Source organism: Microbacterium sp. cf046, assembly GCF_900114345.1.
In the GTDB taxonomy this organism is placed as follows: domain Bacteria; phylum Actinomycetota; class Actinomycetes; order Actinomycetales; family Microbacteriaceae; genus Microbacterium.
In genome coordinates this window covers 362,262-380,972 of the sequence record NZ_FOZJ01000002.1, presented here as the reverse complement: position 1 = coordinate 380,972, position 18,711 = coordinate 362,262, and the positions used below count along the sequence as shown (strand labels likewise).

Here is an 18,711-nt window from a genome sequence, read left to right as displayed (position 1 = left end):
CGAATCGTCAGCGCCCGAACACGCGGGTGTACGCTTCGCGCATGGCGAGGCTGCCTGGGCGTGATCGCGTCGTCATCGGCGCTCTGCTCGTCGCGGTGTGTGCCCTGTCCGCCTGCACCTCTGCGTCGGAGCGCGTCGCGCCGGCAGACCTCGACCTCAGCTGCGCGGGTGAGGGCTCGCCGACCGTGATCCTCGTTCCGGGGCTGAACACGGCGGCCGACACGTTCGCGTCGCTGCAGACCCAGATCGCGACCGACACGCTCGTGTGCAGCTACTCCCGCGCCGGCCTGGGGCAGAGCCCGGACTGGCCGGAAGACCTCCCCGACCCGACCGCGGGCACCGCGGCCGACCAGCTGCGGGCGACGCTCGAGGCGAACGACATCCCCGGGCCGTACGTCATGCTCGGGTGGTCGTACGGCGGACTCGTGACCCAGGCCTTCGCCGCTCGCCATCGCGATGCCCTCGCGGGTGTGGTGTTCGAGGACTCTTCGACGATCGGGGCGTTCCAGGACGAGAGCTTCGATCTTTCGATCCTTCAGGAGGGCGGCCGGCAGATCGACTTCGAATCGACCATCGACGAGGTCGAGGGACTCGAGCTGGCCGACATCCCGACGATCGTCCTCACACAGGGCAACCCCGAGGATGACTCCGATGCGTCGATCCTCGAGTGGTGGACAGAGCTCCACGATGCCCTGGCAGCGCTCTCCGGCGACTCGGTGCACGTGATCGCGACCGACGCTGGCCACGCGATCCATTGGGACTCCGAGGCCCTTGTGGAGAAGGCGGTGGACTCGGTGGTCGCCGCCGTGCGATCGGGAGACCAGCTGCCCGCGTGCGACGACGTCGAATGGGTCCCCTACGGCGGCGAGTGCCGCACGCCCTGAATCCGATCAGTACCCGAGCGCCCGCGCGAGCTTCGAAGCGGATGCCGCGGCACGGCCGCCTGCGGCGAGCACCGCGGTCTCGACCGCGGAGAAGAACGCGCGCGGGTCGGCGGATGCTGCCGGCCCGAGTTCGATCTCCCATTCCCGCCACGTGCGCACCACTCCGGTGCGCGCGTCGGTCGCGGTGACGCGGTCGTCGACGAACTCGGCGACCAGCGCGCCGTCCCCGGAGCGCAGCGCATACGCCGTGCGCGTGTTGAGGATGCGCGCGATGGGGCGAAGCTCGGCATCCGTGACGTGGGTGAGGGCGGCGCGGACGGCATCAGGCACACCTTCGTCGTCGAAGTCGCCGAGCGGCCAGCCGAGCTCGACACGGCCGCCGCCGATCCGCGGGCCCTTGATGTGCCAGCCGGCATCGGGGCCGCCGCTGCGGCGACGGAGCGCATAGCCGGCCGAGGCGAGTGCGTACTCGGCGGTGTCGAAATAGCGGGCGTCGAGTTCGCGCAGCTCGGGCGCGCCGACTGCTGCGACCCCGGGCAGGGCGGTCCAGTCGGGCAGCGGCGTGTCGTCGTCCGCGTCGAACTTGAGCTCTATCTCGACCGATCGAGACGGCTCGGATGAGGATGCGCTCGGGTCAGCGGCGCTCACGCGGCGAGTCGCTGTACGGGTCGATTTCGTCGTTGGACTCGACGAACCAGAACTCGGCCTCGGTCGGGCCATCGTGATCGCCCGTGCGCTCGAGGTCGCCCTTGCGCTCGTAGACCACCTGGGTCTCGCTGTAGGGGACGATGAGCTTGTCGAGTTCGGGGTCTTCCAGGGGCAGCAGCTGCCCGTCGAGGGGTCCGCCGTGCAGTCGTGCGATAGCCATGGAGCGAGCCTAGTCCTGCGGTCCGCGAAAGGTCCGCAGGAGCGGACCGGAGGCTAGTCGGTCGCCGCCAGCACGAGCAGCGAACTCGTTGCGGCGGCGACCACGCGGCCGCCGGCATCCGTCAGCTCCCCCTCTGTGAAGATCACCCGGCGCCCGGGCTTGATCACCCGGCCCGTCGCCCGCAGCACGCCCGATGCGTGCGTGATGGGCCGCAGGTAGCGCACGTTGAGGTCGACCGAGGTGTAGCCGACGCCCGCCGGCAGGGTGGTGTGGCCGGCGCAGCCAAGCGCGGAGTCCAGCAGCGTGCATGCGAGGCCGCCGTGCACCGCGCCGATCGGGTTGTAGTGGAACTCGGCCGGCACGCACTCGAACACCGCGGACCCGGCGCGCACCTCGACGAGCGTGAAGCCCATCAGCTGCGCGATCGGCGGCGGCGGTATCCGGCCGTCGATCATCGCCTGCAGGGCCTCCAGACCCGTGCCGGCGTTGCGAGCCTGGGTCAGGGCCTCTGCGGGGTCGGACCAGTCGAATGTGCGAGAGCGGCTGTCGGTCATGCACCGATCTTCTCGCACGACCGGCGCGCGCGGCATGTACGTGGACGGATCCGGCGCGACGGCCGCCGCGCGGATACGTCGCGCGACCATTGTGGATGACACCGGCCCCTAGGCTTGGTCCGTGAAACCGTTCGTACTGCTCGCCACCCGGGCTGAGGACCTGCCCGCCGACGAGGAGTATGCGCTGTTCCTGCGATACGCGGGGCTGACCGAGGACCAGCTGATCCGGGTGCGGCTGGAAGCCGGTCCGATGCCTCCACTGGATCTGGACGAGCTGTCGGGCATCTTCGTGGGCGGCGGACCCTTCAATGCATCGGATGCCGCGGAGCAGAAGTCTCAGGTGCAGCACCGGGTCGAAGCGGAGTTCGCGGCGCTGCTGGGCGAGGTCGTGGCACGGGACTTCCCGTTCCTCGGCGCGTGCTACGGCGTCGGCACGGTCGGCGCGTACCTCGGCGCGACGATCGACCGCACGTACACCGAGCCGATCAGTGTCGTGCCGGTCACCCTCACCGACGCGGGCGCACACGATCCCCTCCTCGAGGGCATGCCCGCCACATTCGGCGCCTACGTGGGCCACAAGGAGGCGATCAGCTCGCTGCCCCCGTCCGCCGTCCTGCTCGCATCGAGCCCGGGCTGCCCCGTGCAGATGTTCCGCGTGGGCCGCAATGTGTACGCGACTCAGTTCCACCCCGAGCTCGACCTGGACGGCATCACGACGCGGATCCACGCGTACGCCGGCCATGGCTATTTCGCGCCGCACGAACTCGACGTGCCGCTCGCCGCGGTGCAGCGCGCGCCGGTGTCGCACCCGAGTCGGATCCTGCGTACATTCGTCGCGCTGCATGCGCGAGGATCGTGAGCAGGCCGTCCTCGTTTGCCGCCAGACAACGCCGTATGCGCCGTGAATCCGATGTGATAGTGTCCCCTGCAATCGGACAGAGAAGTCCGGTTATGGTCCATGAGACTGAGCTAGGGGTCCCCAAAATGACACGACTTCGTCGCGCCCTCGTCCATGCCGTAGCAGTCTGCACGGTCGCCACCCTCGCAACGCTGGGAGGGGTGTCGGCTCAAGCCGCACCGCCGACAGCGCCACCGCCCCAACCATCGGCGCCGTCCCCGCATCAAATCGGTGCGGCCAACGAGAGTGACGCCTCGAAAAGAGAGATCTCGGCGTTGGCCGCGCAGGGTCCGACGACAGTCGGCGTGCTCCATGAGACGCCGGGTCTCTGGGTCAATGCCGACCTCGACCTCACGAACCAATGGAACGTCGAGTTGTGGGACTCCAGCGGCGTTCACTACTTCGAGGAGCCACTGCGGCAGCGCGAAAATCACGAGATCCACCTGTCGGAAGGTGGCTACTACTTCATCGCGCTTTGGAATTGGCAGACGCAAGAGCAGATCGACATCGGCTGGTACGACGTACAGGCACCGATCGAGAGGCTCTACGGTACATCCCGCTTCGAGACATCGGGGGCGATTGCATTCGAGTCCTTTGGCGCCAGCACACCGGTCGTTTTCGTGGCCAACGCCTTCAACTTCCCCGATGCGCTATCGGGTGCGGCGGCGGCGGGGGCGCTGGGCGGACCCGTCCTCTTGACTGCAGCGGGTTCTCTTTCGGACGCGATCAAGACGCAACTCGATCGATTGGACCCCGGCAAGATCGTCGTCCTCGGAGGCGCGAGCGTCGTCAACGATGCCGTCATGACCGAGCTGGCCGGCTATACCGCAGGAACGGTCGAGCGCTACGCAGGCGCGAGCCGGTTCGAGACCTCGGCGGCGATCAGTGAGAAGACATTCGCCACGGGCGTACCGGTGGCCTATCTCGCCAACGGATTCAACTTCCCCGACGCGCTTTCGGGCGCGGCAGCGGCGGGTACGCTGGGCGGCCCGGTGCTGCTGACGAGCGCCGACGCGCTGCCCGAGGCGGTCAAGGCCGAACTCACTCGGCTCTCTCCCTCGAAGATCATCGTCCTGGGCGGCACATCGGTGGTGAGTGAGGCCGTCGAGGATTCGCTGAACCCGTTTTCAGGCACCGTCGAAAGGCTTGCAGGCACCAGCCGGTTCGAGACCTCTGCCGCGATCAGCGCAGCCACCTTCCCGGGGGACTCGCCGAACGTTCCGATCGCCTACGTCGCGAACGCCTTCAACTTCCCCGACGCCCTCTCCGGCGCGGCAGCGGCGGGCAGTCTCGGCGGGCCTGTCCTGCTCAGTGCACCCGGCGCACTCTCACCGGCGGTCAAGGCCGAACTCGAACGGCTGAATCCAGCGCGGATCGTCGTGCTCGGCGGGCCGGATGTCGTCAACAACTCGGTCAAGAACGAGCTGGGCGTGCTTGCTGAAACGGTCGTCGAGCGAGCGGCTGGCGACTATGTCACTGCAGACCCGGTGGCCGGCCCGGCGATCTCGAACGTGGTCATCACATCCAACAGCATCTCGGTCACGGTGTCATTCGACTACACGCATCCCGACGACTGGTACACCCCGGCGTATGTCGGGATCTACCCTGGGTCACCGACGGACTACCCCTACGGAGACAAGGCGACCTTGGGGGATTGGGGTCTCAGAGATGGCTTCCGCCCGTGGTTGCTGATGCCGGACGATGTTCGGACCGGTCACGCATCGCAGTCCTTCCCCATCTACGGGGACGGCCCGCTCACCGTGATGATCTTCGGAACCCAGATCTGCGAGTGCGCAGGAGGTACGGAGTTCATGGCAGGGCGGGACTTCGCGGCCGTGCCGTAAGCGGACCATGTGGGGCCCGCTCGCAAGGAGCGGGCCCCACATCTACGCCCCCGATGCCGTCACGTCAGCCGACGAGTCGGCATCGCCGTCTGTGTACGCCCGCAGCCGCTCGATCGTCAGAGGATTTCCGCCGAGCTGCGGGCGCGGAACCCCAGGTGCCCTCAGACCGTCGAGGATGATGTCGCGCTGACGTGCCATCACCACCGAGCGCATCGGCTCGGGCAGGTCGACAAAGCCCGCGAGCATTGCCGGCGCGAACACGACATCGGTCGGGTCGACGTCTGCGCGCAGTGACCCTTCCGCCCGCGCTCGCTCGATGACCAGCCGCACCGCGAGCTCGAACCGCCCGTCGCTCGGTGCCAGTTGTCGCGCACGGGCACGGACCGCGCCGAGCCACGGCAGGTCGAGGTACATCGCCGTCGCGCCGTCGATGTATGTCACGATCGCATCCCAGCCCGACTCGGCTGCATCCGCCGCCTCCACGATTCCCGCGAACCTGATTCGCAGGCGTGCGGCGAGGCCCAGGATCACGGCATCCCGATCAGCGAAGTGCCGGTACAGCGTGCCCTTGCCGAGGTTCGCTCGCTCCGGCAGCAGAGTGAGCGGTGCATCGATCCCGCGCTCGGCGAAGACCGCGGATGCTGCATCGAGCAGCTTCTCGCGGTTCGCCATCGCGTCGGCACGCACTCGCCCATTCTTACAGGGCACCGGCGATCGAGGGCCGGTGCGCTTCGGTGCGCCGGGCGCACACGAGCGGAGGAGATTCAGCGAAGGAAGGACCGATCGGCCGGCATCCGTCCTGCTTTGCGGAGATGTCCTTTGTGGGTGCGCCGAACGCGGGCAGGGCAACCGGCCAGTACGCCCACCGGAAATGTCAGAACGACGGCGGCGTGTGCCAGATCCGGTCGATGTAGTCGCGCATCGATCGGTCCGACGAGAAGAAGCCGCACCGCGCCACGTTGAGGATCGCCGAGCGCGTCCACGCATCCTGATCGGCGTACGCGGCGTCCACCTTCGCCTGCGCCGCGATGTACGACGAGTAGTCGGCGAGCACCATGAACCGGTCGTCGTAGAGCAGGTTCGACACGATCGGCTCGAAGGTCGAGCGGTTGCCGCCCGAGAAGGCGCCCGACGCGATCAGGTCGAGTGCGCGGCGCAGGTTGTCATCGGCCTGATAGAACTCGGCGGGCTTGTACCCGCGGGCCCACAGGGCTTCGACCTCGGGCTCGCTCATGCCGAACAGGAAGAAGTTGTCGTCGCCGACGAGTTCGCGGATCTCGACGTTCGCGCCGTCGTCGGTGCCGATCGTGAGCGCGCCGTTGAGGGCGAACTTCATGTTGCCGGTGCCCGAGGCCTCCTTGCCGGCGAGCGAGATCTGCTCCGACAGATCGGCGGCGGGGATGACCCGCTCGGCGAGCGTGACGTTGTAGTTCGGCGGGAACAGCACCTTCAGCCGGCCCTCGACCCGGGGGTCGGCGTTCACGACGGAACCCACGGCGTTGATCAGGTGGATGATGTTCTTCGCCATCGCATAGCCGGGTGCGGCCTTCGCGCCGAAGATCGCGGTGCGGGGCTGTACGTCCGAAGCCTTGACCCGGCCCGAGACGATGCTCTCGTACTGCGTCACGACGTGCAGGACCTTCAGCATCTGCCGCTTGTACTCGTGAAGGCGCTTGACCATCACATCGAGCATGTGCCCGTCGCTGACCTCGAAGCCGTCGCGCTCGAGCAGCACCTCGCTCAGCCGGCGCTTGTTGGCCGCCTTGACCTCGGCGAACCGAGCGCGGAACTCCGGATCTTCGGCGTGGGTCTCCAGCTCACGGAGGCGGCCGAGATCGGTGACCCAGCCCGAGCCGAGCGCGTCAGTGATGAGCGCCGACAGCGCGGGGTTCGCCAAACGCAGGAACCGGCGAGGGGTGACGCCGTTCGTGACGTTCGTGAACTTCCCCGGGAAGAACTCGTTGAAATCGGGCAGCACCTTGTCGCGCAGCAGCTGCGAGTGCAGCTCGGCGACGCCGTTGACCTTTGCCCCGGCCACGGTAGCGAGGTACGCCATGCGCACCGACCGCACCGGGAACTCGCCGATGATCGACATGTCGCGGATGCGCATCTCATCGTCGCCGAAACGCTCGCGCACGGCATCCAGGAAGTCGTCGTTGATGCGGTAGATGATCTCGAGGTGGCGCGGCAGCAGCTGGCCGAGCAGCTCGACCGACCACACCTCGAGCGCCTCGGGCAGCAGCGTGTGGCAGGTGTATGCGAAGCACTGCTGCGTGATCGCCCATGCAGCATCCCACTCCATCCCCCGCTCGTCGACGAGCACCCGCATGAGCTCGGGCACCGCGATCACGGGGTGCGTGTCGTTCAACTGGAAGATGATGCGCTCGGGCAGCTTCGTCAGGTCGAAGCCCTTCGGCAGGGTCACCTCGAGGAAGTCCTTGATGGATGCCGCGACGAAGAAGTACTGCTGCTGCAGGCGCAGCTCCTTGCCCTGCCGGGTGGAGTCCTCGGGGTAGAGCACCTTGGAGATGTTCTCGGCGTAGGTCTGCGCGCGCACGGCCTCCTCGTAGTCGCCCGAGTTGAACACGCGCAGGTCGAATGAGTTGGTGGCGACGGCGCTCCACAGGCGCAGGGTGTTCACACGCCCGTTCTGGTAGCCCGGGACCATGTAGTTGTAGGGCACCGCCTGCACGCTCCACGCGGGGATCCAGCGGGAGCGGGTGACGCCGCCGTCGTCGTAGGTCTCGGTGCGGCCGCCGAACGAGATGGTCTGCGCGGCCTCGGGGTGCGGGAACTCCCAGGGCGACCCGTAGGCCAGCCACGCGTCGGGCTGCTCGACCTGCTGGCCGTCGACGAATGTCTGGCGGAAGATGCCGTACTCGTACCGGATGCCGTACCCGGTGTTCGGCACGCCCATGGTGGCCAGGGAGTCGATGAAGCATGCGGCCAGGCGCCCGAGGCCTCCGTTGCCGAGGCCGGGCTCGACCTCCTGCTGGCGCAGCTCGTCGAGGTCGAGGCCGCATGCGGCGAGCGCTTCGGTCGCGATGTCGGTGAGGCCGCTCGCGAGCAGGTTGTTGTCGAGCTGCCTGCCGAGCAGATACTCGGCCGAGAGGTACGCGACGCCCTTGGCCTGCACCTCGCGCTGGCGACGGCCGTCTTCGAGCCAGCGGGCCATGAGGTAGTCGCGCACCGTATACGCGAGGGCGTAGTAGCGGTCGGTCACGCTCGAGGTCGACAGGGCCACGCCGCGGTCGAAGTTGAGGTTCTGCAGGAATTCGCGCACGAATCCGTCGACCGTGCTCGCCGGCGCCGACACGGGTGCAATCGCCAGGGGGTGCGTCGCGTGGAGCGGGTGGACCGACGTGGCGTCGGAGGGCGCGCTGGTGGGCTCGAGGGGCATGGTACGAAACTACCGACCAGTCCCGATATTCACGATTCGTGGGGGCCGTCGCGGTCGGGGTTTAATAAGGTCTTCATGTGCGGATGCCGCGCGACCCGTCCCCGCCGGCGTTCATCGGCCCGCGCGTGTTGCGTTCGTCGCGGCGCCCCTGCGCTCATCCGTCACCAACGCACCGTGAACGCCGCGTTCGGCGTACACAGGTGACGGACGAACCCTGAGCACAGGGCGCCGACGATGTTCATCCGTCACCAACGCACGGTGAACGCAGCGTTCGGCGTACACAGGTGACGGACGAACCCTGAGCACAGGGTGCCGACGACGTTCATCCGTCACCAACGCACGGTGAACGCCGCGTTCGGCGTACACAGGTGACGGACGAACCCTGAGCACAGGGCGCCCCCGCGCTCATCCGTCACCAACGCACAGTGAACGCCGCGCTCGGCGTACACAGGTGACGGACGAACCCTGAGCACAGGGCGCCGACGATGTTCATCCGTCACCAACGCACGGTGAACGCCGCGCTCGGCGTACACAGGTGACGGACGAACCCGCGGCGCGGGCCCCCGCTGCCCGCACCAGGTGCCGCGGGACCCCGCCGGTGGTACGCTCGCCGCAAGCGGCGCTCCCCCGCCCGAACGAGGTGCCCGATGGGGTCGAAGAAGCTGCTCATCGCAGGTGGTGTCGTGGCCGCGGTCGCGGCCACCGCCCTGCTCGTTCCCGCGCTCGCGTTCGGGCTGCCGATCAGCGCCGTGCTGCCCGGTGGCACGCCCGCCGTGGTCGCCCAAGGGGACGACACCCCCGGTGACGGCGAGGGCAAGGCGTGGGGCCACCACAAGGACTCCCCCGACTTCCCGGGCCAAGGCCACGGGTGGGGACTGCACAAGGACTCACCGGCCTTCCCGGGGCAGGGCAACGGGCTCGACAAGAACTCACCGGGCTTCCCCGGCCAGGGCAACGGGCTCGAGAAAGACAAGGGCAACGGCAAGGACACGGGCGACTCGTCCGACGACGACTCGAACGAGCCCACGCCGAGGCACGGCAACGGCAACGCGTTCGGTCACGACAAGGACGGCAACCCGCACGCCGACGACGACTAGGGGCGCCCGAGCATCGCGTAGGCGACCGGACCGGACCCGACCGGCGGCGAGGCGAACGGCAGGTCGAACTCGACCAGCACGATCGCGCCGCACAGCTCCGGCCCACGGCCGGTGACGAGGCCGGTCTTCAGGCCGCCGAACGTGACGGTGACGGATGCCGGCAGCACCACGTCATCGCCCGTGGTGCCGTCGTCGGGCTGCAGTCCGCTCGGCAGGTCCACCGCGATCACCCGGGGTCGCCCCGCCCTGACATGCGGGAGCAGCACCTCGACGGCCTCGCGCGCCGAGCCCCGCAGCGCGGGGTCAGCGCCCGTTCCGATCCCGAGCACCCCGTCGAGCACCAGGTCGTACTCCCCCGCCCGCGCGCTCACCTCCCCGAGCTCGACGCGCCGAGCGCCCGCGGCCAGCGCGGTCGCAAGCGCCTGCTCGTGGGCCGTTCCCGACGTGCAGAGCACGTCCACCCCGAGGGCGTCGGCCGGAGCCTCCGCGGTCGCTGCGCGCAGCGGCATCCACTGCAGCAGCGCCGCGGCTGCGTAGAGCGCGTCTCCTCCGTTGTCGCCTTTGCCGGCGAGCACGAGCAGGCGTCCCATGAGTGGCGCACCCAGTTCACCCGGAAACTGCTGCTCGGCATCCCGCCCCGTCACGCCCGGGTCGACCAGTTCGTCCGCGACGATCTGCGCGAGGGCGCGCGCCGCCCACAGCATGAGCGGTGTGCCCTTCGCGAGCTCGGGTCGCTCCGCCGCCCGCACCTGGGCGGACGTGTAGGTCGGCACCCATTCGGTCATCTGCCGACCCGTTCCTTCTTCTCCTCCCGCCGCGCCTGCCGCAGTTCGTCGGCGGCGACGCGCACCGCTTCTTCGGCCTGCTTCACCCGGCGCTGCGCGAAGGTCGACGCACCGAAGCGGGCGCGGATGCGGTCCTGCTCCTCGTCGACGCTCGTGATGATGTACGCGCCGGCGATCAGAATCACCTGCGCCGAGAGGTTGAACCACAGCAGCAGGGCGATCAGCGACGCGAACGACGCGAGCAGCGGATTCGCGCTCGCGCCCGCGACGAACAGGCTCGACAGCTGCTGCAGCACCGTGAGGCCGACCGCGCCGAGCAGCGCGCCGGGCAGCAGCGCGCGGATCGACGGCTTGACCCCCGAGAGCGTGCGGAAGAGCACGGCGATGGCGGCGGCATCCAGCACGAAGACGACCAGCAGCGAGACCACACGTGTGCCGATGAGCGAGAGCGGGTCTTCGGCCGAGCGCCCCAGCCACTCGCTGAACGCGCCGATTCCCGCGTTCGCGTAGAACGTGATGACGGCGGATGCTGCGAACGCAGCCCCGATGCCGATGGCGATCACGAGGTTGCGCACCATCGCCCAGATCCAGAACAGGTCGTCGGTGAGCTTGCCGGCCAGCGAGTGGAACGCAGCGCGCAGTGACCCGATCGCCCCGATCGACGCGCCGACGAGGCCGACGATCGACAGGACGGTCGCGATCGTGAGGCCGGCGGGCACCTGGATCGTCGACGGATCGATGATGCCGTCTTCTCCGACAAGGCCGGGGATCGCGGCGTCGACCGAGTCGATGAGCGACTGGAACGCGGCCGGGTTGCCCGAGAGGAAGAGCCCCGCGAGCGAGAAGCCGAGCAGCACGCCGGCGAACACGCTGAACAGGGTGCGATAGGTCACGCTGTCGGCCAGCATCGGGCCGCGGTGCTCGCTGTAGAGCAGGAACGCGCGCACGGGTTTGAGGGTCAGAGCCCACGCCGTGATCCGCGCGATGAGTGCATTCATGCGCCCGATGAGGTTGGCCATGCGTCCGAGGTTAGCCGCCCGTTCGATCGGTCTTCAGGCACTTGACTCCGAGCGCGCGGCAGGCTCCTAAGATGGCACTGGGGATTGGGGAATTCACATGCGAGGACTCGCACAGACGCTTGTGCTCACCGGAGCCGTGCGCGCGGCCGAGATGTCGGTCGCGCTCGGTCAGTATGGCGATACGACCGAGTTGGGCCGCTATCTGGTCTCTCAGGGTCAGGTCACTGAAGCCCAGCTCGCCGAGGCGATCGCGCTGCATACCGGACACCGGTACGTCGACCTCTCGAACATGGCCCTCGACCCGAGCGTCATCGGACTCGTCCCCGGACCCCTGTGCCGCAAGTACCAGCTCATCCCGATCGACCGCCGAAACGAGCGGCTCACTGTCGGAATTCTCGACCCCAATGACATCGTCGCCCTGGATGACGTCGCGAGCGTCACGGATCTCTTCGTGGAGCCGGTCGTCGTGGCCCAGGATGCGCTGGCCCAGATGTTCGAGCGCTTCCTCCGATCCGACGAAGAACTCAGCGAGCTGTCGAGCGCCATCGAGGAGACGTCGCAGACGACCCAGAACACGTTCACCGAGACTCTCGAAGAGCAGGATGCCGACGCCCCCATCGTCCGGTTCGTCAACCTGTTGATTGCCCAGGCCATCAACGACCGCGCGAGTGACATCCACGTCGAGCCTGGTGAGTTCCAGCTGACCGTCCGGTTCCGCATCGACGGTGTGCTGCACGAGATGCAGAAGGCCGACCGAGCGATTCAGGATGGCATCATTTCGCGCCTGAAGATCATGTCGTCGATCGACATCGCGGAGAAGCGGCGCCCTCAGGACGGTCGTCTGTCGGTCACTCACGAGGGCCGCTCGATCGACCTTCGTGTTGCGACACTGCCGACCGTGTGGGGAGAGAAGATCGTCATGCGAATCCTCGACAACACCGGCCAGGTGATGACGATGCGCGACCTGCTGTTCTCGCCGACGAACGATCAGCGCTTCCGCTCGGCGATCACGCAGCCGCATGGAATGATCCTGGCGACCGGCCCGACCGGGTCCGGAAAGTCGACGAGCCTCTATACCGCGCTTCGTGCCGTGGCGAACCCCACAATCAATGTGATCACGGTCGAAGACCCTGTGGAGTACCGCATCGCGGGCATCAACCAGGTGCAGGTGAACAATCGTGCTGGCCTCACCTTCTCGAGCGCGCTGCGCTCGATCCTGCGATCCGACCCCGACGTAGTGCTCGTCGGTGAGATCCGGGACTTTGAAACGGCCAACATCTCGATCGAGGCTGCGCTGACGGGTCACCTGGTGCTCTCAACTTTGCACACGAACGATGCGCCGAGCGCACTCACCCGATTGACGGAGATCGGCTGCGAGCCGTTCCTCGTCGCGACGGCCCTGACCGCGGTCATTGCTCAGCGTCTTGCCCGGAGGCTTTGCGTGAAGTGCAAGGTTGCTGTTACGGAACCGACCGATGTGCTCGTAGCACTCGGATTCCCACACGACCCAAGTGATTTGCCGCAGCTGTTCAAAGCGGTGGGCTGCGCTGCCTGCTCGAATACTGGCTATCGCGGTCGAGTCGCGTTGCATGAGGTGATGTCGCTGAGTGAGGAGCTGGAGTCGCTCGTCGTGACCCGTGCCACCGGCGGCGAGATCCGCCAGGTCGCGCTGGAGCAGGGCATGATCTCCCTGCGCGACGACGGCTGGTCGAAGGTTGCCCAGGGCCTGACAACGATCGAAGAGGTCCTCCGCGTCACAGTGTGACCAGGGCGCGAAATTCCGAACTACTGGTTAGCGAGGTCGGCGTAGAGCGTGAAGATCGGCAGGTAAAGCGAGATCACCATTCCACCGATCACCACGCCGAGAACGACGATCAGAAGAGGTTCGATCGCGGAGGAGAGTTGGCCCGTCGCAGTCTCGACTTCGTCCTCGTAGAACTCTGCGATGCTGGCGAGCATCTCAACGAGGGTTCCGGACTCCTCGCCGACTGAGACCATCTGCGACACCATTGTGGGAAATACTTCGGCCTTCGCGAGCGGGCCAGCAAATGACTTTCCCTCACGAATGGACTCTTGAACGTCGCGGATCGCCTGCTCGATCTTCCAGTTATTGGATGCCTGCGCGACGATCGACAGCGCCTGAATGATCGGCACACCAGCGTTCAGCATCATCGACAAGTTGCGCGAAAAGCGGGCGACCGCGATCTTCGTCGTCAACTTGCCGAATACGGGCAGCTTGAGCTTGATCGGATCGACGATCCGCCGCATCTGTTCGGTGTTCTTGTTGCGCGACCACCAGATCCAGACCGCCAGGATGATCACCAGCACAAGCGGGAGAATCCAGTACATGTTGTGCGAGATATTCACAAGGATCTGGGTAGGGAGAGGTAGAGCTCCACCGATGCCTTCGAACATCTTCTCGAACACCGGTACGACGAATGTCACCATCACTGTGACGCCGATCATGGCGATGATCAGGACAATGATTGGATACGTGACAGCGGCTCGAATCTTGTTCTGCAGTTCGGCTTCGCTCTTGTAGTTATCCGCGATGGAAGCCAATGCCTGCCCGAGGAAACCGCCCGTCTCCCCCACTCGGACGATGCTGAGCATCAGGGGTGGAAACGTTTGCGGATGCCGCGCGAGCGCCGCAGAAAAGGAGGAGCCACTTTCGATGTCACCCTGCACCGCGACAAGCGCGGGCTGCAGCTTCTTGTCCTCCGTCTGCTCGATGAGGATCGAGAGGGTGCGCATCAGCGGCAACCCTGCATTGATCAGTCCCGACATCTGACGCGCGAAGACAGCAAGCGACTTTGCGGAGACCGCGGTGCTCAGACCGGGAATCTTCAGGTCGCGATTGAGGCCAGTGTTCGACTTGAGCGTGACCTCAAGTGGTGTCAGCCCCTGCGCTTTCAGCTTGCTCGTGACCGCTGCTTCCGTGCCAGCCTCGATTGTCCCCTTGACGATCGCGCCCCCGCGTGGGTCGATTGCTCGATACACGAACTGCTGTGCAACAGCCATCTCATGCCTCCGTAGTCTGGTGATGCCACTCGCCGGCGTGGGTTGACCATGCCTCCGCGTCGAGATCCATCGAGCGAATCTGGACGTCGTCGAGGTTCTTCGGGTCGACGGCGAATGCCTTCGCGACGTGCTGTGCGATGACACCCTCCTCGACAAGGCGCTTCAGATCCTGATCGAGCGTATGCATGCCGACCGCGGCGCCCGCTTGCATCGCAGAGTAAAGCTGCGCGACGTGCCCCTCGCGGATCATATTCGCGACCGCGGGCGTGTTGATGAGCACCTCAGTCGCGATTGTGCGGCCCTCAGTTTGCGACAGGGGCATCAGCGTCTGGCTGATCACGCCCTGAAGGGTGTCGCCGAGCTGCGTTCGGATCTGAGCCTGCTGATCGGCCGGAAATACGTCCACGATTCGGTTGATGCTCTTGGCGGCGCCCTGTGTGTGGAGAGTGGACAGGACGAGATGCCCGGTCTCTGCTGCCGAAAGGGCTGCCCTGATCGACTCCGGATCGCGAAGTTCACCGATCAGGATGACGTCCGGGTCCTGGCGGAGAACGCGACGCAAGGCCTCCGCGAAGGAGCCTGTGTCCGTGCCGATCTCACGCTGATGAATCAGTGACAGTTTGCTCTCGTGGTGGAACTCGATCGGATCCTCGATCGTGATCACGTGCGCAGGCACCAGTTCATTGATGATGTCGACCATTGCGGTCAAGGTCGTCGACTTTCCTGAGCCAGTCGGCCCGGTGAGCAGCACAAGGCCTCGGGGCTTCAGCGCAAGATCACGCGCGATGGCGGGGGCGCCCAGCTCTTCAAGTGAGTACACCCGATCAGGGATGAACCGCAGCGCGATCGCAAGCGATCCCAGTTGGCGGAATGCGTTGACGCGGAATCTGCCAAGTCCTGGCGCAGCATGCGCCAGGTCGACTTCGTGGCGCTCTGCAAACTCGTCGCGTTGGGCTGGGCCCATCAGACTCAGAGCGGCCGCCTCGACCCAGGCCTCTGACAGAGCTGCCTCGTAGCCGGGCACGGCGACAAGATCGCCGTCAACCCTCATCAGCGGTGGGCGATCCGCCGTGATGTGCACGTCCGAGGCGCGATGCCTCGCGCCCTCGGTTAGAAGGATCTCGAGCTCGCGATTGTCCAATGTCAGCCCTCCACATCCACATAGGTCAGCCCGTCGACTTGCACTTCGATTCCGTCGCCCGATGTTGCGGACATCGCGTTGATGCTGCTGAAGAGGCGAGTGCCGGAGCGAAGCGCATCGAGAAATGCCGTCACCCGGCCCATATCGGACGCGTTCACAAGAATGGTGAAGTCGACTTGCTGCCGTCCGCTCAGCGCTTCGTCACCGGTTGTGCCGGTACCGGTGTCGGTAGTTGTGCCCTCACCTGTGGAGCCGTCGCTCGCGCCTTCCGAGGGTTCGGGCGTTGGCGCTGGGGTGGGTTCCGTGGGCGCGACATCCGCGTCGTCCGTTACGCCAGTGCGAGCGACAAAAGGTGAAGATTGCCCTGCAGTCACGCTGACGATACGAACTCCCGACGAAGCGGCCGCATTGCCGACGACCTCGAACACGTCATCCAACTGCCCCGTCGAGGGAATTTGCGCCTGAAGCTGAGCTACCGATGCATCGATCTCGTCCTGGCGAGCCGCCTCCTCTGTGAGGACATCAACCTGCGACTGATACACGGCGTTGGTTGCAGCCACTGAGGCGGTCTGCGCATCCACTGAAAACGAACTAACGACCATTGGCACCGCGATCAGAGCAACGCCGAGGGCGATAACCCCCAGCGAAACGATCAACCCGATGATGGTGATGAGTTGCTTTGGCATCAGTCGGCCTCCTCTTCGGCAACGTAGGCACTGGAGTAGATCGATTGATCGAAGCTCACTGTCAGTTGGTATGCGAATCGGCCTTCAGTGACCGTGCTCGCAGTTACCGCCTGTCCGTCCGCATACAGCACCCCATCGACGGCCCGCAGAGCACGAACGACTCCCACGATGTCGATTGGGTTGGGGCTGTCGAGTGCGAAGGTGCCCTCAAGGCCGATCTCGGATGTCGGCTCGTCAGTCTGTCCTGCGCCGCCACTCGCAAGGTCGAAGCCGGTGAGGATCACATCTGCGGGGAGCACGCTTGCCACCTTGGCGATGACCGGAGCCCAAGCGAAGTCGGATGCCATGGCCTCCGACCGAAATTGCGTCAACTCCTCCTCGGCTGCAAGTGACCGGCTGACCTCCGAAAGCGCCGACAGCTCGAGAAGAAGGTCGTTCGTCTTGGCCTGCTCAGCGACGAGTCGCTGGTCTGCCAGCCACTTGAATGCGAATGCTGCACCGATGATGAGCAATGTGATCAATACAGCGCCGAGCACACCCCATACCCATTTTCGGGTGAGCGCTTCGCGCTCACGACGCTCGACCTCGACACGAGGCATGAGATTGAGCCTGGGCATCCCCGCAAAGGCGGGCGTGACGACGCGAGCCATCATTGTCCTTCTCCTAGCGCGATGCCGACTGTGCTGACGAGGTTGAGGGGCAGATCACCCGTCGGGAGGGCGGCCTTCATTCCAATCACGTCCGCGACGGTGATCACTCGAATTGGTACGTCGAGCGCGTTCGTCAGGGCGGCCAAAGCGCCCTCGGCGGCAATTCCTGCGCCCGAAACGAGAACGGTGCTAAGCGGTACCGCGCCAGGCCGAGTCGCGAAGAATGAGAGGGTGCTGCGTACGCGGCCAGCGAGATCTGTCACGGCAGGGCTGTTGGCAATGCCACGCTGAGTTCCTCGAGTGCGAATCGCTCCTGCAGGGATGGTCTCAGGAGCATGTTGCTCGACCAAGAGATGCTCGACCTGTCCTGAGCGCCGGGCAACGGCCGCTGTCGGCATGTCGATGGGCAGGATTCGCACGAACTGCGGAACGCCACCGCGAGCGACAACAACCTGTGTCGTGTGATCCCCTACAAACACAACAGCCACTGATTCGCCCGGGCCGGATACCGCTGTGGATGCTCGCGCGAGGCCAAAAGAGGTCAAGTCAACGTGCCGCGTTCGGATCTTCACTTTGTCCAGAGTCGAGATGATCTGTTCGATGGACTCGGACACTGCGGCAACGAGAAGGCCGCTAACTTGGTCGCCTTCTTGCGAAAGCGGGAAGAAGTCGAGCACCGCTTGGCTCGCAGGAACCGGCAGCAAATCTTGTACCTGGTAGGGCAACGCGTCTCGCAACAGGTCGGGGCGCATCGCCTGAGTTGTGTACTCGCGTACGAGAATACGGCGGCTGGCGACGCCGAGCGTAACCTCTTTGGCCTTGAACCGTGCTCCAGTCCACAGTTGGCGCAATGCGACTGCAATCGCGCCGGGGTCGATGATCTCCGAGTCCTTCGCCGCGTCCGCCGGCAGCGGAACCTCTCCGTACCCGACCAGTTGTGGCGATCGAGCGACGGTGACCTCCGCGGCGCGCACGCTCTCTTCGGTCACTTCCAATGCGACGACAGTTCTCGCCATGTGTGGACCCTCCCTAACTTCCTGAATAGAGACTGAGGTAGCCGCGACCGATTGTCTCGCCCGCGAACACCCCCGTCCACGCACCGAGAATTATCCAGGGCCCGAACGGAATTGCAGTCCGTCGCCCGGCTCGACGGGCGAGGATCAACGCGATACCGAACACGCCGCCGTATACAAACGCGAAGAATGCTCCGACTGCCAGAGCACCCCAGCCAATCCATCCGAGATACAGTCCAACGACACCTGCGAGTTTGACGTCGCCTCCACCCATGCCGCTCGGGCGGACAAGGCGAAGGATGAGGTAGAACGCGTAGAGAGCCGCCATTCCAATCCCCGCTCGCAGCAACGCGTTCCAATCGCCACTCAGCAGTGCGGCGCCAGTGAAAAGCAGGGCTGCAACTGCATAGCTCGGGAGGACGATGACATTCGGCAATCGGTGCGTGTCGAGATCGATGAGTGTCAGCACGATGCTGACTGCTGCGAAGTAGAGGTACGCAATCAAGACGAGTGCGAGTGGCAATGAAGAACTTGCCCAGGTCGCTCCACCGGCCGATGTGAGGAAGAACCACGTGATGCCGCCAAAGACAAGGCCGGTGAATCCCTCAACAATCGGGTATCGCGACGAGATCGGTGCGCCACAAGAGTCGCACTTGCCACGCAACGCAACCCATCCAACGACGGGCACGTTGTGTCGAGCCTTGATCGGCGCGTCGCAATGAGGGCATCGACTCTCTCGAAGCAGGGATATTCCTGCCGGTACGCGGTAGGCGACTACGTTGAGAAACGATCCGATGGCAAGCCCGAACAATCCCGAAAGCGTGACGAATACAGGCGTCAGCAAATCCATC

At 65.8% G+C, this 18,711-nt stretch carries 18 protein-coding genes; 5 read left to right on the top strand and 13 right to left on the bottom strand.

The genetic code is table 11. The features are described from left to right. The first annotated feature begins 41 nt into the window (after positions 1–41). On the top strand, positions 42–884 hold the full coding sequence (locus tag BM349_RS07990; protein WP_139230901.1) for an alpha/beta fold hydrolase: 843 nt from the start codon (positions 42–44) through the stop codon (positions 882–884). A gap of 6 nt (positions 885–890) precedes the next feature. On the opposite strand, the gene BM349_RS07985 is transcribed toward BM349_RS07990, so the two are convergent. The 3 genes from BM349_RS07985 to BM349_RS07975 are packed head-to-tail and all read right to left on the bottom strand — an operon-like array spanning position 891 to position 2,306. Next, positions 891–1,532 carry a CYTH domain-containing protein gene (locus BM349_RS07985; protein ID WP_254773787.1) on the bottom strand — a complete coding sequence of 214 codons (642 nt, stop codon included), beginning with the start codon at positions 1,530–1,532 and terminating at the stop codon, positions 891–893. Beyond that, the gene (locus tag BM349_RS07980) at positions 1,519–1,752 is read right to left on the bottom strand and encodes a response regulator (protein WP_091707198.1); all 234 of its coding nucleotides are present in this window, start codon (positions 1,750–1,752) and stop codon (positions 1,519–1,521) included. Before BM349_RS07980 ends, BM349_RS07985 begins: the two co-directional genes overlap by 14 nt. Before the next feature lie 53 nt (positions 1,753–1,805). Then, complete coding sequence (locus tag BM349_RS07975) at positions 1,806–2,306, bottom strand: PaaI family thioesterase (protein ID WP_091707197.1); 501 nt, start codon at positions 2,304–2,306, stop codon at positions 1,806–1,808. A gap of 121 nt (positions 2,307–2,427) precedes the next feature. Between BM349_RS07975 and BM349_RS07970 the strand changes: the two genes are divergently transcribed. Together BM349_RS07970 and BM349_RS07965 are read left to right on the top strand one after the other, a co-directional pair. Further along, entirely contained in the window at positions 2,428–3,165 is a 738-nt protein-coding gene (locus BM349_RS07970) for a glutamine amidotransferase (RefSeq protein WP_091705905.1), read from the top strand. Between the two features lie 200 nt (positions 3,166–3,365). Next, positions 3,366–5,048, top strand: coding sequence for a cell wall-binding repeat-containing protein (locus tag BM349_RS07965; RefSeq protein ID WP_175525245.1), 1,683 nt, complete (start codon positions 3,366–3,368; stop codon positions 5,046–5,048). A 42-nt stretch (positions 5,049–5,090) separates the two neighbouring features. Here the strand turns inward: BM349_RS07965 and BM349_RS07960 are convergent, their stop codons facing one another. Both BM349_RS07960 and BM349_RS07955 read right to left on the bottom strand, forming a co-directional pair. Next, positions 5,091–5,735 (bottom strand): TetR/AcrR family transcriptional regulator, encoded by a 645-nt coding sequence (locus tag BM349_RS07960; protein WP_175525244.1) that lies wholly within the window; start codon positions 5,733–5,735, stop codon positions 5,091–5,093. 187 nt (positions 5,736–5,922) lie between these two features. Then, positions 5,923–8,448, bottom strand: a complete 2,526-nt coding sequence (locus tag BM349_RS07955) for a glycogen/starch/alpha-glucan phosphorylase (protein WP_091705897.1) — start codon at positions 8,446–8,448, stop codon at positions 5,923–5,925. A gap of 647 nt (positions 8,449–9,095) precedes the next feature. Between BM349_RS07955 and BM349_RS07950 the strand changes: the two genes are divergently transcribed. Next, on the top strand, positions 9,096–9,545 hold the full coding sequence (locus tag BM349_RS07950) for a hypothetical protein (RefSeq protein ID WP_091705894.1): 450 nt from the start codon (positions 9,096–9,098) through the stop codon (positions 9,543–9,545). On the opposite strand, the gene BM349_RS07945 is transcribed toward BM349_RS07950, so the two are convergent. Continuing rightward, on the bottom strand, positions 9,542–10,330 hold the full coding sequence (locus tag BM349_RS07945; RefSeq protein WP_091705891.1) for an NAD(P)H-hydrate epimerase: 789 nt from the start codon (positions 10,328–10,330) through the stop codon (positions 9,542–9,544). The two genes, BM349_RS07950 and BM349_RS07945, sit on opposite strands and share 4 nt — an antisense overlap. Continuing rightward, positions 10,327–11,349 carry a YihY/virulence factor BrkB family protein gene (locus BM349_RS07940; RefSeq protein WP_254773786.1) on the bottom strand — a complete coding sequence of 341 codons (1,023 nt, stop codon included), beginning with the start codon at positions 11,347–11,349 and terminating at the stop codon, positions 10,327–10,329. The genes BM349_RS07945 and BM349_RS07940 overlap by 4 nt, the downstream gene beginning before the upstream one ends. Before the next feature lie 151 nt (positions 11,350–11,500). Here BM349_RS07940 and BM349_RS07935 point away from each other — a divergent pair, with 151 nt between their 5' ends. Next, positions 11,501–13,114: a GspE/PulE family protein gene (locus BM349_RS07935; RefSeq protein ID WP_254773785.1), complete on the top strand. Its 1,614-nt coding sequence runs from the start codon at positions 11,501–11,503 to the stop codon at positions 13,112–13,114. A gap of 20 nt (positions 13,115–13,134) precedes the next feature. Here the strand turns inward: BM349_RS07935 and BM349_RS07930 are convergent, their stop codons facing one another. From BM349_RS07930 to BM349_RS07905, 6 genes are read right to left on the bottom strand one after another with little or no spacing between them, the layout of a single operon-like run. Beyond that, complete coding sequence (locus tag BM349_RS07930; RefSeq protein WP_091705886.1) at positions 13,135–14,370, bottom strand: type II secretion system F family protein; 1,236 nt, start codon at positions 14,368–14,370, stop codon at positions 13,135–13,137. Between the two features lies 1 nt (position 14,371). Further along, the gene (locus tag BM349_RS07925; RefSeq protein WP_302848250.1) at positions 14,372–15,511 is read right to left on the bottom strand and encodes a type IV pilus twitching motility protein PilT; all 1,140 of its coding nucleotides are present in this window, start codon (positions 15,509–15,511) and stop codon (positions 14,372–14,374) included. A 2-nt stretch (positions 15,512–15,513) separates the two neighbouring features. Further along, entirely contained in the window at positions 15,514–16,197 is a 684-nt protein-coding gene (locus BM349_RS07920) for a hypothetical protein (RefSeq protein ID WP_091705882.1), read from the bottom strand. Continuing rightward, entirely contained in the window at positions 16,197–16,850 is a 654-nt protein-coding gene (locus BM349_RS07915; protein ID WP_139230900.1) for a hypothetical protein, read from the bottom strand. Before BM349_RS07915 ends, BM349_RS07920 begins: the two co-directional genes overlap by 1 nt. After that, entirely contained in the window at positions 16,847–17,863 is a 1,017-nt protein-coding gene (gene pilM, locus BM349_RS07910) for a pilus assembly protein PilM (protein WP_091705877.1), read from the bottom strand. The genes BM349_RS07915 and pilM overlap by 4 nt, the downstream gene beginning before the upstream one ends. 13 nt (positions 17,864–17,876) lie before the next feature. Then, positions 17,877–18,710 carry a prepilin peptidase gene (locus tag BM349_RS07905; protein WP_091705874.1) on the bottom strand — a complete coding sequence of 278 codons (834 nt, stop codon included), beginning with the start codon at positions 18,708–18,710 and terminating at the stop codon, positions 17,877–17,879. Position 18,711 lies beyond the last annotated feature (1 nt).

What these genes read in the sequence shown, in the direction of transcription:
- BM349_RS07905 (WP_091705874.1), bottom strand. Translation starts at nt 18,710, where the DNA reads ATGGATTTGCTGACGCCTGTATTCGTCACGCTTTCGGGATTGTTCGGG.
- BM349_RS07955 (WP_091705897.1), bottom strand. Translation starts at nt 8,448, where the DNA reads ATGCCCCTCGAGCCCACCAGCGCGCCCTCCGACGCCACGTCGGTCCAC.
- BM349_RS07920 (WP_091705882.1), bottom strand. Translation starts at nt 16,197, where the DNA reads ATGCCAAAGCAACTCATCACCATCATCGGGTTGATCGTTTCGCTGGGG.
- BM349_RS07940 (WP_254773786.1), bottom strand. Translation starts at nt 11,349, where the DNA reads ATGGCCAACCTCATCGGGCGCATGAATGCACTCATCGCGCGGATCACG.
- BM349_RS07935 (WP_254773785.1), top strand. Translation starts at nt 11,501, where the DNA reads ATGTCGGTCGCGCTCGGTCAGTATGGCGATACGACCGAGTTGGGCCGC.
- BM349_RS07915 (WP_139230900.1), bottom strand. Translation starts at nt 16,850, where the DNA reads ATGATGGCTCGCGTCGTCACGCCCGCCTTTGCGGGGATGCCCAGGCTC.
- BM349_RS07945 (WP_091705891.1), bottom strand. Translation starts at nt 10,330, where the DNA reads ATGACCGAATGGGTGCCGACCTACACGTCCGCCCAGGTGCGGGCGGCG.
- BM349_RS07930 (WP_091705886.1), bottom strand. Translation starts at nt 14,370, where the DNA reads ATGGCTGTTGCACAGCAGTTCGTGTATCGAGCAATCGACCCACGCGGG.
- pilM (WP_091705877.1), bottom strand. Translation starts at nt 17,863, where the DNA reads ATGGCGAGAACTGTCGTCGCATTGGAAGTGACCGAAGAGAGCGTGCGC.
- BM349_RS07980 (WP_091707198.1), bottom strand. Translation starts at nt 1,752, where the DNA reads ATGGCTATCGCACGACTGCACGGCGGACCCCTCGACGGGCAGCTGCTG.
- BM349_RS07990 (WP_139230901.1), top strand. Translation starts at nt 42, where the DNA reads ATGGCGAGGCTGCCTGGGCGTGATCGCGTCGTCATCGGCGCTCTGCTC.
- BM349_RS07950 (WP_091705894.1), top strand. Translation starts at nt 9,096, where the DNA reads ATGGGGTCGAAGAAGCTGCTCATCGCAGGTGGTGTCGTGGCCGCGGTC.
- BM349_RS07975 (WP_091707197.1), bottom strand. Translation starts at nt 2,306, where the DNA reads ATGACCGACAGCCGCTCTCGCACATTCGACTGGTCCGACCCCGCAGAG.